Below are 13767 nucleotides of genomic sequence, written 5' to 3' on the forward strand. Positions count from 1 at the left end.
TGGGGACCGCGCACGCCCCTCACCTCGGGCGCTCTCCTCCGGGGTCCGGCCCCAAAAGGCACCCGAGAAAAAACACGATGAGCGGATCACCCCCGATGTGCTAGACAACGGCCATGTGAGTTACTTACACGTGTTCGACATGGACGGCACCCTCATCACCGGCACCAGCGCGAACCTGGAGATCGCGCGCGCCTGCGGCACCGAGCCCGAGCTGTTGGAACTGGAACGCCGGTTCTCCGCGGGGGAGATCGACACCCGGGAGTTCTCCCTCACCCTCTACGGCATCTGGAGCGACCTCACCCGTGAGCACGTGGACCGGGCGTTCGCCAAGTCCCCGTTCATCGCGGGCATCAACGACGTGTGCGCCGACATCCGCGCGCGTGGGGAGCGCTCCCTGGTGATCACGATGTCCTCGGACTTCTACGCCCGGCGGCTGCGCGAGTTCGGCTTCGACGAGGTGATGGCCTCCGGCTACCCCGAACCGCCGTTCGCCGGACCGCCGGTGGCGGAGGACATCCTCACGCCGGCGGACAAGGTGCGTATCGTCGAGGAGGTACGCGACCGCGAGGGCATCCCGCTGCCGCGGTGCGTGGCCTACGGGGACTCCCGATCGGACGGGCCGCTGTTCCAGCACCTCCACCACAGTGTGGCGGTCAACGCCGACCACCACCTCTCCCCGCTCGCCCGGGCCGAGTACCGGGGCGGGGACCTGCTGGAGGCCTACCGCCAGGCCCGGCTGCTCCTCGCCGCCTGATCCCGGAAACGCCACGGGGGGAGGCCCGTTCAAGGCCGAACCGGCGGCAGCGGGCCTCTCACCCGTCCAGCATCCGGTCGTACTCGTCCTCCGCGAGTCCCAGGTCCACCCGGATGCGGAAGCGTGCCCGCAGCAGTTCCAGCAGCAGATCGTGCACGTAGGGCGACACGTCCTGGTGGCGGAAGCGCCGGACCCCGAGCGTCGCCCACGTGTGCGCGCCCTGCAGGTCGTCGTGCGCCTGCAGGCTCTCGGTGATGTGGATGACCGTGGGCAGGTTGCGCGGGCCCTCGGCGCGTAACCGTTCCAACTGCGCGTACGCCGCGTCGACGCGGTCGAGTTCGAACAGCGCCCCGGCCTGCAACGCGCGGGCGTCGATGACGGTGGGGCCGCCGTCGTCGATGGCCCGCTGGTAGGCGGCCGAGGCGCGCTCATGCTCCTGGGCCATCTCCCACTGCTCTCCAGCGCGAACGAGGAGTTCGGCCCGGGAGACCTCGCTGTTGGCCGCGACCCGGTTGGCCAGGTCCAGCAGCTCCAACGCGACCGTGACGTGGTCGCCGGACTGCACCGCCCGGAACTCCAACCGGTCGAGGTCGGCTGTTGTAACGCGGGTCACTGCCGTCCTCCCTCGCTCGCTGCGTGGCACTGACAGTCAGTCCCGAGCACGTTCCAACGCGCCCCAGAATCCCTGACGCAGCGCCTCGCGTACTTCGTTGCGCAACAGGTAATCGATTGGCAACACCGATCCTTGCAGCAACCGGGCTTCAAGGTCGGATGGCATGCGTGGCTTGCGGACCAGTACCGCCTCGAGCCACAGCGCCGGCGCGTCACGCGCGATCGACTCGGCGAAGTCGTTGCCCTCCCTGTGGGCGACGTGCACCGCGTCGTCGAGCGTCCGCGCCGACGAGCCTCCCGGCTGGGCGTGGCTCACACGCGGCGTCGGGTTGGTGTAGGGACCATGCTGGACCTGTCGGTCCGAGGGGTGGGGGCCAGTACCGGCCCCTGCGTCCGGTTGGTTCGCAGGGGGGCTGCCGAAGCCGGTCTCAGCTTCCGTACTGGCCCCAATAGTAGGGTTTGGGCCGGTATTACCTCCGTACCCGGGGTGCCCCCCCGTGTTCGGCCCGTACCGGGGGTCCGGTGGGTGCGGGGACTGCCCCGGCGGCGGTTCCTGGTCGTACTGGCCGCCCCGCATGGACGGGTTGGCTCCCGTCGGCGAGTGCCCCGGCGGCCCCTGACCCGGTGGCCCCTGCTGCTGCGGCGGTAGCTGCTGGCCGGTGGGTGGCCCCTGGTGAGGGGAGAGCGGCACCTGCTGCCCGGATGGGGGCTGGTGGTGCTGCGGTTGTCCCTGTTGCGGCGGCATCGGAGGTTGTCCCTGCTGCGGCGGGGGACCCTGTTGCGGTGGAGGGCCCTGCGGGGGCGGGGACTGTCCCGGCCCCGGTGGTTGCGCCTGCGGCCCCGGGCCGTGCCCCTGCGGGGGAGCGTGGTTGCCCTGGGCCATGCCGTGCATACTCGGGTTCGGCCCGGTCCCCGGTGGGAAGCCGCCCTCGTGCCCGGACGGGGTGTTCCCGGCCATCGTCGGGTTCCCGCCGGTGTTCGTGGCGTGCTGGGAGGGGCCGCCACCCGACGGGAAACCGTTGGCGTCAACCCCGCCGGAGGAGTTCCCGGCGCTGTCCACACCACCGTTGGCGTTCGGAGCGAGGTGGTCACCGCCGCGCTGCTGCGCGATGCTCTGCTGCATCGCGCGCAACTGGTCCATCGCGCTGGCGCCCATGCTCTGCTGGGCGCCACTGTTGGCGAGCACCGACTCCAGCCCGTTCGGGGAGGCGGCGGGTTCCACGTGGGAGGAGCCCGGTTGCGCTGTCGCCTGCTGGCGCTCCACCTCGGGACCGCTGTGCGCGACCCCGTTCGCCATGGGGTTGGTGGTCTCCGCGGCGTTGTCCTCCTCCGGGACACCGCCGGAGAGCAGGTTCACATAGGGGCGCAGGTGCCCCGCTCCGATCTCGATGAGGTCGTCGCACTCCCGACGCAGGGCACGGGATATCGTCCAGTTGCCCTCAACGGATATGTGGACGACCGTGGCGCGGACACCGAGGTCCTGCACGTCCGCGACCACCTGCGCCATGTCCTCGTCCCCGCTGACCAGCACAGCGTCACACAGTGCCCCCGCTCGCGCGAGCGTGGTGAGGTCGCGTTGGACATAGCTCTCGACCCCCTCCCGCCGGCCCGGACGGATTCGCGCGGCTCGGAACTTGATCCCGGGAATGTCGGCGATACTGTCCTGCTCCTGGGTACGGCGCCCTTCCGACGTCGCCTCGTACCAGTAGCAGCGCAGCGGCGGCAGTCCGGTGCGGTCGCGCGCCACTTCGTTCAGCAGCCGTGCGAGTCCCGCGTAATCCCATGCCACGGAATCGCGGTTGCGAGTCCCGTGCACAGCCATTGCGCCGTCGGCGAGGAGGTAGCCGGCGTCAACGAACAGCGCGCAGCGATCCACGCGACACCGCCCCCTTCCCATGTTCTGGTCACCCGGGCTGGGGTGGACGCCCGGTCTCTCCAGCGGTCGGCCCCGCAGCCATTAGACGGGGCGGGCCACAGCCTAGCCAAGTATGTGGCGCTTCGCTCGCCACCTTCGGCACACTGGCCCGGTTGCCGACCCGCTTCCGGGACGGGCGCCCCGGAAGCGGGGTGTGCGCGGTGCACTCACCCTCAGGGGCCGTTTCCCGGAGAGTTCCCGGCGCCCGGTGGCCCGGACTGCCCCGCCGACGGCGGTCCGTCTCCCGGCGGCGTCCCCGGGCCCGGACCGTTGCCCGGGGGACCTCCCCCTCCGGGAGGCCCTCCCCCATCCGGCGGGACCCCCCCGGGAGGCCCTCCCCCATCCGGCGGGACCCCCTCGGGAGGTCCTCCCCCGTCCGGGGGGATCCCCTCCGGCGGACCTGCCGCCTCCGGTGGGACGCCGTCCGGAGGTCCCGGCGGCACACCGTCCGGCGGCCCCGGGGGAATACCCTCCGGCTGTCCCACGTCCGGCGGCACGCCCTCCGGCGGGGGGAACTCCGGCTGGGGTTCCTCGGGGGGAGCCTCCTCCGGAGGCGGCTCCTCGGGCGGAGGGTCGTCGGGCGGGGGATCGTCGGCGGGCGGTTCCTCGGGGGGAGGCTCCTCCGGAGGCGGCTCCTCGGGCGGAGGGTCGTCGGCGGGCGGCTCCTCCTCGGGTTCCTCGGGCTCCTCTTCCTCGGGCTCCTCCGGTTCCTGGTTCTGCTGCGGCGCCGCGGCCGGCGGTTCGGCCTCGGGTTCGGAAGCGGGCGGCTCGGAGTTTCCCACCAGGGCGAACGCCGAGGCCGCTGCTGCCGCCGCCACCGCTGCCCCGCCGACGGCGGCCTGCTGCTGACTCTTGGGCATCTGCCCCCACCAGCCGCCGGCCAGTACCCCCGACGGCAGGGACGCCAGGTAGCCGGCGGCGGCCGGACCCGCGATGAGCGGCAGGATGGTCCCGCGCAGGCCGACGTTGACGTCCGCCAGTTCCGCGTACACTTCCCGGCACTCCGCGCAGCCGTCGAGGTGCCGGTCGACCGAGGCGGTGTCGCGTTTGGCCAGACCGCCCCGGACGTAGGAACCCAGCAGCTCCACGACGGGACGGCACCCCTCGGCCGGCGCCCCGCCCGCGAGGTGCATCTGCAGGTAGGCCTGACGCAGTCCCTCCCGGGCGCGGTACGCGAGCGCCGCCACCCCGTTCGCGCTCATGCCCAGCAACGGCGCCGCCGTCGCCGGTTTCACCCCCTCGATCTCGGTGTGCCACAGCACCGACTGCCACCGGTCCGGCAGGGAGAGGAAGGCGCGGGCGATCAGGGACCGCTCCAACCCCTCCAGCGCCGGGTCGGTGAACGGCTCCCCCGAGTCGAACTTCTCCATGTCGTCGGTGACGACCTGGCGCTTCTCCCCCCGGAAACGGTCGTAGACCACGTGCCGCAGCGCGGTGAGCAGGTAGGGCCGGAACCCGTCCGTCGGCCCCCCGCCGCGCTGCACCACCCCGAGGACGCGCGTGAACGTCTCGGCCACGACGTCCTCCACCTCGGCCTCACCGCGCACCAGTTGGCGGGCGAGGCCGCGGGCGGCGTCGGCGTGCCGTTCGTACAGGGTGGCGTAGGCGCCGCTGTCTCCCTCCCGGACGGCTGTGATGAGCTCGTCATCCCCAGCGAGCAGTTCCGTGTCACTGTCCGCCATGTAGTGCCTTCCCGACGGTTCCCGGACCCTCCTCCCCGCGGCGACCGCCGCCCCGGAGACATCGTCGCGAAAAAATATCTCGTATTCGCGTCATAACCGCCACCGATCCGCGTGATTAGGGGTGAGGACGGTTCGGGCGAGCCCGCAACATACGGGGGCGCGGGCACGCCCGAACCGTTGGCGGACGTCGATCACGGGAACGGTTCGTTCATGGGGGGATCCGACATGGACCGTCGGAGGTTGGCCGGCGTAACCCCGGGAGAGACCGGGCGCCGGCTGCGCGTGCTGTGGTGCCACCACAGCCGGCGGCAGGGCTGGGGACCACTGGACGGCTGGTGGACACCGGCCGTGGACGCGGTGTGCACGGCGGCGGCCGTGGGAGGGGACATGGCCGAGGGGTGCGAGCGCTTCGGCCAGGCCCGGGCTCGTTCCGGGGTGTCCCTCGGCGCCACGCTGGACGACTTCGCCGCGCTGGCCAACGTCCTGGGCTGGAACGCGCCGCCGACCGAACTGGTGAAGGCACTGGCCGAGGGGTGGGTCGACGGCGGGAGCACTCCGGACTACTGCCAGGACCCGCTCACGGGGCTGGCGACCGCCACCTACCTGCGGACCAGGTTGAGCGAGCTCTACCGTTCGACCGTCGCCCGGCCGCCCTCCGCCATGGCGCACCGGCTGCTCCTGATCACCCTGGACCCGACCATCGACCCGTGGCGCCGCACGGCGCGGCTGATCGTGCTCGGGCACGAACTGCGCCGGTTCTTCACCCAGGGTGAGTCGCTCGCGTTGATCAGCCGCCACCGGATCGCCGCGCTCGTACCGGAGACGGCCGACCCCCACGGGCAGGCGCGGCTGCTGCGCGACGACGTGTGCGACTTCCACGGAGCCGACGTGTGGACCGTACCGCTTCCCGACGGCTACCAGGAGGCCCTCGTGTTCCTCGAGGAACCGCAAACGCCCGGTGGTCCGGGCTGACAGGCCATTTCCAACGCCGCCGGCACCGCGTAACCCCGGATGAGGGGCCAGGGTGCGGTGCCGGCGGCCCCGCCGACCCGGCTGTTCGCATGAGGGGGCGAACGCGGGGTCGGCGCGCCGGGGCCTAGCCCCGGCGGTGGGGACCGCCAGGCGGACCGCGCGGCCTTCTGGCCCGAGGCAGGGGCGGCCGCAGCTCCGCCGGCGGTCGGGGGCGCGTCCCGCTTGGGGAGGCGGACGCGCCCCTCACTCACCCACCGGAACCACCAGACTTTGGTCCGTTTGGACACTTATGCCCCGTTTCGGCACGGAATGCTGCGAAAACTCCGGAACTCTCCGGTTCCTCGGGGAGTGTTGAGCGGCGCGAACGGCCGGACCTAGGTTCTGGTTGACGGGCGCTGTTCGTGACGAGCGGCAGTACAGGCGTCCGCCGGACAGGACCCAGCTTCGCCGGACGACCCCGCACTCAGCGGAGGCGCACGTGCCCATCGCGGTGAGGACGCACCGCGGCGGCCCGGCGGCAGGCACCGCGCTGTCGCACGCCTCGTTCCTCAGGAAGGACGACCATGGCTATCGCCGCACTGATCACCTGGCTGGTCACCGCTGTCGGTGGTTTTCTCATGCTCAGCATCTGGGTGGCGCACGGCGGTGCGCGCGCCGACGCACCGGGGACGAGCCACCTACCGCCCGCCCTCGTGTTCGGCCACCTCGGTGTCGCCGTCGTGGGCCTCGTCCTGTGGATCAGCTACGTCCTCACCGACAACCACGCCGTCGCCTGGATCGCGTTCGCGCTGCTGCTCGTGGTGGCCGCGCTCGGTTTCGTCATGCTGGCGCGGTGGTGGAACACCCCCGCGGCCTCCGGGACGGCTTCCGGAAACGGGGAGGAGAGCGGCGCCGGACGCGCGGCGGAGAGCCACTTCCCGGTGGCGATCATCGCTGGACACGGCGTGTTCGCGGCGGCCACGCTCCTGTTCTCGTTCCTGGCCGCGCTCGGGCTCTGACCGGCTCCGGGGCCGGACCCGAACCACGGCGGTCCCCGTTCACAGCCCGGCTGCGAGTTCCTCCAGCTCACGGGCCAGCACGGCGGGATCGCTCCCGTCCGCGCCCTCGGACACCGACCAGCCGCGCAACCGCGCCAACCGGGCGCAGGGCGTGGAGGACGGGACGGTGGCGAGGTAGCCGCACGGGGCGTCCGGCCAGTCCTGGACCATCGGCAGCGGGTCGGTGAAGAACTCGCGCGGCCGGGGGCGCTCGGCACCGGACCGGTCGTCACCGTCGGGATCCTGGGCGGCGAGCAGCTCCTCACGGGTGGGGGTACCCGGCTGCGGCAGCAGCGCGTCCACCAGCAGGTACCCGGACACGTGCCGGTGGGCCGCGCGTTGCGCCGCGCCGACGTGCGGCACCAGCGGCCCCGCGGCGCCGTCGGCGACCAACACCAGTGGAGGCTCCGGTGCCGCGTTGGCGATCTCCAGCGAGGCGCGGGCGACGTAGCGGGCGGCGTACGGCGGCTGGTCGTCGTCGGTGACCTCGGCGCGCAGGGCGCGCCCGCCGCGCCGGCGCAGCTCCTCCGCGACACTCTCCCAGCGCCGCGGCGTGTCCAGCGGGCTGTGCAGCAGGACCAGGCAGGGCACGGTCACGCGCTCGGCCGGGTCTCGTCGGTGACCCAGTCCAGGTAGGCGGTGCTGCCGCCCTGGATCGGGACGGCGATGATCTCGGGCACGTCGTAGCCGTGCACCTCGTTCAGGTGCGCCACCAGATCGTCGAGCCGGTCCGTCGCGGTCTTCGCCACGACCAGCCACTCCTCGTCGTGCTGGACGGCGCCCTCCCACCGGTAGAAGCTGGTGATGGGGCCGTTGACCTGGACGCAGGCGGCGAGCTGGTGCTCGATGACCGAACTCGCGAGTGCCTCGGCCGCGGAACGGCTGTCGGTCGTGGTCTCCACCCGGGTGTGCGGCGCGTCGGGTGTGCGCTCGGCCATTCCCACCTCCGGTGCTGCTCGGGACGGTGCTCGGGAGGTCCTAAGCTCGCGGACCATGAACGATCGCGAACTTCTCCTGCAACACATCAACACTAAAGCCGTGGTGCACGGTGAGGTGACACTCTCGTCCGGCCAGCGGGCCGACTACTACGTGGACCTGCGCCGGGTGACGCTGGACGGGGCGAGCGCGCCCCTGGTCGGCAGGGCGCTGCTCGACGCCACCGCGGACCTGGACTACGAGGCGGCGGGCGGCCTGACGCTGGGGGCGGACCCGGTGGGCAGCGCCATGTCGCACGCGGCCGCCGGGCGCGGCGGCCGGCTGGACGCGTTCATCGTGCGCAAGGAGGGCAAGGCGCACGGACTGCAGCGCAGGATCGAGGGTCCCGACATCGCGGGACGGCGGGTGCTCGCGGTCGAGGACACGTCCACCACCGGTGGTTCGGTGCTGACCGCTGTCGAGGCGCTGCGTGCGGCCGGGGCCGAGGTCGTGGGGGTTGCCGTGATCGTGGACCGCGGGGCGCGGGACGCGGTGACCCGGGAGGGATTGGCGTACCGTTCGGTCTTCGAGCTGTCCGAGTTGGATGTCTGACGCTCCGTTGCCGCGCTGCGCCGGGAGGCGAGGGAGCGCCCGCCCGGTGGGTTCCGGGGAGGCTGCGGCGGTACCGGGCGGCGGCCGGGGCCGCCCGTGTCGGCTCAGGGATCCTGCTCCGCCTCGACGGAGAAACTGTGGTCGGAGTCTTTGTCCGAGATGTCTTTCTCCTGTCCGTTGACGTAGACCCGTACGGCACCGGGGTCGCCGATGGTGACGTCCAGCCTGGGTTCGTCGTAGCGGACGTGCTCCCCGTTGTTCATGGTCGAGTCGGTGAGCACCTCACCACCGGGAACGCGCACGAGCACGTCGCTGGCGTCCCCTACGACCGTGATGTAGAGCACGTCGTCGGAGGATACGGATTGGGTGTCGGCGGCGGTGCCGGGTTCGTCGGGGCCGTTCGCGTCGCCCGTACCGGGCAGGGAGCGGTACAGGAAGTACCCTCCCAGGGCGACCAGAGTGATGAATAGCACCACCACTCCGACGATGGCCACGATCTGTCCAGCACCTCGAGGATCATTGCGGTGTCGTCCCACGCTGCTGAATGTAGCGTGAATCACCCGGGATGTTCGACGGCGGGCCGCCGTGGACACGAATCGATCCCGAAACGGGGGCTGTACGGAAGTGTACGGGCACGGAGTGTCACCATGGTCGTGCGAGGGGGACGCCGGTGCCGTGGGGCACGCGCACCGGCGCTCCGCCGCCAATTTGGTCTAGACCTTTCGTTCAGCGGCGCTCTCCGGGATACTTGCCCCGGCGGCCCGGTGGGTATCCCAGCCATGGACGCGGTTCCGTGGGACCAGCGGGGCCATCCGAACCGACAACTCCGGCCAAACAGGGAGTCACCATGCCTATCGCTACCCCAGAGGTCTACGCGGAGATGCTGTCCCGCGCCAAGTCGCAGGGATTCGCCTACCCCGCGATCAACGTGACCTCGAGCCAGACCCTGCACGCCGCGCTCCGCGGCTTCGCTGAGGCCGAGAGCGACGGCATCATCCAGATCTCCACGGGCGGCGCGGAGTTCCTGTCCGGTGCGACGGTCAAGGACATGGTCACCGGGGCCTCGGCCTTCGCCGAGTACGCGCGCATCGTCGCCGACAAGTACCCGGTCAACGTGGCGCTGCACACCGACCACTGCCCCAAGGACAAGCTGGACAAGTTCGTCCGCCCGCTGCTGCAGATCTCCAAGGAGCGCGTCGCCAGCGGCAAGGAGCCGCTGTTCCAGTCCCACATGTGGGACGGCTCCGCCATCGACCTGGAGGAGAACCTCGAGGTGGCCGAGGAGCTGCTTGCCGACTCGAAGGCGGCCAACACGATCCTGGAGATCGAGGTGGGTGTCGTCGGCGGCGAGGAGGACGGCATCGTCGGCGAGATCAACGAGAAGCTCTACACCAACCCCGGTGACGGCCTGCGCACCGCCGAGAAGCTCGGGCTCGGCGAGCAGGGCTACTACATGGCGGCGCTGACCTTCGGTAACGTGCACGGCTCCTACAAGCCGGGCTACGTCCAGCTCCGCCCCGAGGTCCTCAAGGAGATCCAGGACGCCGTCGGCGCCAAGTACGGCAAGGACCGCCCCTTCGACCTGGTCTTCCACGGCGGCTCCGGCTCCACGCTGGAGGAGATCCACGCCTCCATCGACTACGGCGTGGTTAAGATGAACATCGACACGGACACGCAGTACGCGTTCACCCGGCCGATCGTGGACCACGTGATGAGGAACTACGATGGCGTCCTGAAGGTCGACGGCGAGGTCGGGGACAAGAAGGCCTACGACCCCCGCTCGTACGGCAAGGCCGCCGAGGCCGGCATGGCCGAGCGGGTCGTCGAGGGGACCCGGATGCTCAAGTCCGTCGGCACCAAGATCCGGTAACCGGCGGTCAGGGTCCACCGAACAGACCCCCAAGCCGACCCTGGTTCCCCACGAGCCGGGGTCGAGCGTGTCCGGTCGTCGTTATCCTTGGGGCGGACAAGGCGACCGGGCACGCCTGGTTCCCGCCCGGAGGCCGCCCACCCCGCCCCGGCTCCGCGGCCGGGACCGTCGCGCGAGGAGATCACATGGATCCGCACAAGAACCTGCTGTCGGAGCCTGCCGCCACCCACCTGCCGGACGCGCCCGAGGCGCGCGAGGCCCTCGCGTCCGGCAGCGACCCCGCCGAGGTGGCGGCGCGCTTCCCCACCTACACGGCCGCGTGGGCGCGGCTCGCCGAACGGGCCCTCGACGCGGGTGAACCGGTCGCGGCCTACGCCTACGCCCGCACCGGCTACCACCGCAGCCTCGACCAGCTGCGCGGCGCCGGCTGGAAGGGGCACGGCCCGGTCCCCTGGGAGCACGAACCCAACCAGGGCTTCCTGCGGTCGCTGAACATGCTGGCACAGGCAGCCGAGGCCATCGGCGAGAGCGACGAGGCCCAGCGCTGCGCGTCCTTCCTGCAGGACAGCAGCCCCGAGGCCGCAGAGGCGCTGCGGCGCTGACGCGCTTAACGCCGACACCCGAGGTCATGTAACCTCGAGTTGCAAGAGCCCCTGTCGCCGCTTGCGCCAGGGGCCTACCCATGCGCGGGCCGACGCCGTGCGCGTCGCGGCCCGATACCGACGAATGAAGAGGTGGACGCGGATGCCGGCGATCACGCTCGTTGGAGCCCAGTGGGGAGACGAGGGCAAGGGCAAGGCCACGGACCTTGTCGGCGACCGCGTGGACTACGTCGTCCGCTTCCAGGGCGGGAACAACGCGGGACACACGGTCGTCATCGGTGACCAGACCTACGCGCTGCACCTGCTGCCCGCGGGGATCCTCACCCCCGGGGTGACCCCCGTGATCGCGAACGGCGTCGTCATCGACCCCGGGGTGCTGTTCGAGGAGCTCAACGGCCTGCACGAACGCGGCGTCAACACCGACCACCTGCTCATCTCCGCCGACGCGCACCTGATCATGCCCTACCACCGGGCCATGGACAAGGTCACCGAACGCTTCCTCGGCAAGCGGCGGATCGGCACCACGGGCCGCGGCATCGGCCCCACCTACGCCGACAAGACCTCCCGCACCGGTATCCGGGTGCAGGACACGTTCGACTCGAAGATCCTGCGGCAGAAGATCGAACTCGCGCTGCACGACAAGAACCAGATCCTCACCAAGGTATACAACCAGCGCGGCCTGGAGGTGGAGCGGGTCCTGGACGAGTACCTCGGCTACGCCGAGATGCTCCGCCCCCACGTAGCCGACACGTCCCTCGTGCTGAACCGGGCGCTGGACGCCGGCGAGACCGTCTACCTGGAGGGGTCCCAGGGCACCCTGCTGGACCTCGACCACGGCACCTACCCCTTCGTCACGTCCTCCTCCCCCACCGCCGGCGGCGCGTGCTCCGGCGCCGGGATCGGACCCACCCGCATCTCCAAGGTGGTGGGGATCGTGAAGGCCTACACCACCCGGGTCGGTTCGGGGCCCTTCCCCACCGAGTTGCTGGACGAGCAGGGCGAGTGGCTGCGCCAGCAGGGCGGCGAGTACGGGGTGACGACCGGACGCAACCGCCGGTGCGGGTGGTTCGACGCGCCCATCGCGCGCCACGCGACCCGCGTCAACGGCATCACCGACTTCTTCCTCACCAAGATGGACGTGCTCACCGGTCTGGAACGCATCCCGGTGTGCGTGGGCTACGAGGTCGACGGCGAGTACCACGACGAGCTCCCGATGACCCAGACCGGTTTCCACCACGCCACGCCCGTCTACGAGTACCTGGACGGCTGGGAGGCCGACATATCCCGGGCCCGCGACTTCAGCGAGCTCCCCAAGAACGCCCAGGCCTACGTGCGTAGCCTGGAGGAGATGATGGGGGCACCGGTTTCGGCCGTCAGTGTCGGGCCGGGACGCGACCAGACACTGGAGCTCGGCTCGCTGATCTGATTGGCTACCTCTGTCCCTCTCTCCACAACGCACAAAGGGTCCGTAAAGTGAAAGCCCTGGTCCTCGGCGGCGGTGGCCGCGAACACGCACTCGTCCGAGCCCTGTCCAACGACCCGGGTGTGACCGATCTGCACTGCGCACCCGGCAACCCCGGTATTTCGGCACTCGCGGAGAACCACGTCATCAACGTCCAGGACGGGCTCGCCGTCACCGAGCTCGCCTCGCGCATCGGCAGCGAGCTCGTCGTGGTGGGACCGGAGGCCCCGCTGGTGTCCGGTGTCGCCAACGCGCTGCGGGAACGCGGCATCCCGGTGTTCGGCCCGGACCGGGAGGCCGCGCGCCTGGAGGGGTCGAAAGCCTTCGCCAAGGAGGTCATGGAGGCCGCGGGCGTGCCCACCGCCCGGTCCCGGGTGTGCAAGAACCCGGGCCAGGTGTCCGAGGCGCTGGAGGCGTTCGGGCCGCCCTACGTGGTCAAGAACGACGGCCTCGCCTCCGGCAAGGGCGTCGTCGTGACCGAGGACCGCCAGGCCGCGGAACGCCACGCGCGCGAGTGCGGCCGGGTGGTCGTGGAGGAGTACCTGGACGGCCCCGAGGTCTCCCTGTTCGTGCTGAGCGACGGTGTCCGCGCCATCCCCCTGCCTGCCGCGAAGGACTTCAAACGCGCGCACGACGGCGACAGGGGGCCCAACACCGGCGGGATGGGCGCCTACGTGCCGCTGTCGTGGGCGCCCTCGGGCCTCACCGACGAGGTCATGGAGAGCGTCGTGCGCCCCACGCTGGTGGAGATGTCCCGGCGCGGCGCCCGCTACCAGGGACTGCTCTACCTCGGACTCGCGCTGACCTCGACCGGCCCGCGGGTGGTGGAGTTCAACGCGCGTTTCGGCGATCCGGAAGCCCAGGTGGTCCTGGACCGGTTGGCCACGCCGATCGGTTCGCTCCTGCAGGCGTGCGACACCGGCGACCTGGGCAAGGTCACCTCGCTGGAGTGGCGTACCGGCGCCGCCGTGACCGTCGTCATCGCCGCGGAGAACTACCCCGCCTCCCCGGTGAAGGGGGACACCGTCACGGGGCTGGACTCCGCCAACGCCGTGGACGGGGCCTACGTGCTGCACGCCGGGACCTCCTGGAGCAGCGACCGCGAGATCAAGTCGGACGGCGGCCGTGTACTCAACGTGGTGGGAACCGGCGACACGCTCGCCCGGGCCCGCGAGCGCGCCTACGAGGCGGCGGGGCGCGTCGAGCTGCGTGGTTCCTTCTACCGGCGCGACATCGCCGAACAGGCCGCGGCGGACGAGGTGTGACACCGGCCGTGGCCGGTGCTGTGGGGAGGTACCGGCCACACCTCCCTGCGGGCCGGCTTTCCGGTGACG

14 protein-coding genes are annotated in these 13767 nt (G+C 71.3%); 8 read left to right on the forward strand and 6 right to left on the reverse strand.

Annotated elements, in window-relative coordinates; all coding sequences use genetic code 11:
* Positions 1-115 precede the first annotated feature (115 nt).
* Positions 116-754, forward strand: a complete 639-nt coding sequence (locus FHX37_RS17315; protein ID WP_141924869.1) for an HAD family hydrolase — start codon at positions 116-118, stop codon at positions 752-754.
* Between the two features lie 58 nt (positions 755-812).
* Here the strand turns inward: FHX37_RS17315 and FHX37_RS17320 are convergent, their stop codons facing one another.
* From FHX37_RS17320 to FHX37_RS17330, 3 genes are all read right to left on the reverse strand, one after another.
* Positions 813-1367 (reverse strand): hypothetical protein, encoded by a 555-nt coding sequence (locus tag FHX37_RS17320; protein WP_141924870.1) that lies wholly within the window; start codon positions 1365-1367, stop codon positions 813-815.
* Between the two features lie 36 nt (positions 1368-1403).
* On the reverse strand, positions 1404-3242 hold the full coding sequence (locus FHX37_RS17325; protein ID WP_141924871.1) for an NYN domain-containing protein: 1839 nt from the start codon (positions 3240-3242) through the stop codon (positions 1404-1406).
* Positions 3243-3454: 212 nt separating this feature from the next.
* The gene (locus tag FHX37_RS17330; RefSeq protein WP_141924872.1) at positions 3455-4963 is read right to left on the reverse strand and encodes a sigma-70 family RNA polymerase sigma factor; all 1509 of its coding nucleotides are present in this window, start codon (positions 4961-4963) and stop codon (positions 3455-3457) included.
* A gap of 210 nt (positions 4964-5173) precedes the next feature.
* Between FHX37_RS17330 and FHX37_RS17335 the strand changes: the two genes are divergently transcribed.
* Together FHX37_RS17335 and FHX37_RS17340 are read left to right on the forward strand one after the other, a co-directional pair.
* Positions 5174-5935 (forward strand): hypothetical protein, encoded by a 762-nt coding sequence (locus FHX37_RS17335; protein WP_246062336.1) that lies wholly within the window; start codon positions 5174-5176, stop codon positions 5933-5935.
* 563 nt (positions 5936-6498) lie between these two features.
* On the forward strand, positions 6499-6933 hold the full coding sequence (locus tag FHX37_RS17340) for a hypothetical protein (RefSeq protein WP_141924873.1): 435 nt from the start codon (positions 6499-6501) through the stop codon (positions 6931-6933).
* A 39-nt stretch (positions 6934-6972) separates the two neighbouring features.
* On the opposite strand, the gene FHX37_RS17345 is transcribed toward FHX37_RS17340, so the two are convergent.
* Positions 6973-7569: a hypothetical protein gene (locus FHX37_RS17345; protein WP_170181614.1), complete on the reverse strand. Its 597-nt coding sequence runs from the start codon at positions 7567-7569 to the stop codon at positions 6973-6975.
* Entirely contained in the window at positions 7566-7910 is a 345-nt protein-coding gene (gene cutA, locus FHX37_RS17350; RefSeq protein ID WP_141924875.1) for a divalent-cation tolerance protein CutA, read from the reverse strand. Before cutA ends, FHX37_RS17345 begins: the two co-directional genes overlap by 4 nt.
* 55 nt (positions 7911-7965) lie before the next feature.
* Here cutA and pyrE point away from each other — a divergent pair, with 55 nt between their 5' ends.
* The gene (gene pyrE, locus FHX37_RS17355) at positions 7966-8499 is read left to right on the forward strand and encodes an orotate phosphoribosyltransferase (RefSeq protein WP_141924876.1); all 534 of its coding nucleotides are present in this window, start codon (positions 7966-7968) and stop codon (positions 8497-8499) included.
* 104 nt (positions 8500-8603) lie between these two features.
* On the opposite strand, the gene FHX37_RS17360 is transcribed toward pyrE, so the two are convergent.
* Positions 8604-8993 carry a RodZ domain-containing protein gene (locus FHX37_RS17360; RefSeq protein ID WP_141924877.1) on the reverse strand — a complete coding sequence of 130 codons (390 nt, stop codon included), beginning with the start codon at positions 8991-8993 and terminating at the stop codon, positions 8604-8606.
* Positions 8994-9346: 353 nt separating this feature from the next.
* Between FHX37_RS17360 and fbaA the strand changes: the two genes are divergently transcribed.
* From fbaA to purD, 4 genes are all read left to right on the forward strand, one after another.
* The gene (gene fbaA, locus FHX37_RS17365) at positions 9347-10369 is read left to right on the forward strand and encodes a class II fructose-bisphosphate aldolase (protein WP_141924878.1); all 1023 of its coding nucleotides are present in this window, start codon (positions 9347-9349) and stop codon (positions 10367-10369) included.
* 185 nt (positions 10370-10554) lie between these two features.
* Positions 10555-10971, forward strand: coding sequence for a DUF3151 domain-containing protein (locus FHX37_RS17370; RefSeq protein WP_141924879.1), 417 nt, complete (start codon positions 10555-10557; stop codon positions 10969-10971).
* A gap of 142 nt (positions 10972-11113) precedes the next feature.
* Positions 11114-12397, forward strand: coding sequence for an adenylosuccinate synthase (locus tag FHX37_RS17375; RefSeq protein ID WP_141924880.1), 1284 nt, complete (start codon positions 11114-11116; stop codon positions 12395-12397).
* A gap of 47 nt (positions 12398-12444) precedes the next feature.
* Positions 12445-13698, forward strand: a complete 1254-nt coding sequence (purD, locus tag FHX37_RS17380; RefSeq protein ID WP_141924881.1) for a phosphoribosylamine--glycine ligase — start codon at positions 12445-12447, stop codon at positions 13696-13698.
* The last annotated feature ends 69 nt before the right edge of the window (positions 13699-13767 follow it).

Source organism: Haloactinospora alba (genome assembly GCF_006717075.1).
GTDB classification, from domain to species: Bacteria; Actinomycetota; Actinomycetes; order Streptosporangiales; family Streptosporangiaceae; genus Haloactinospora; species Haloactinospora alba.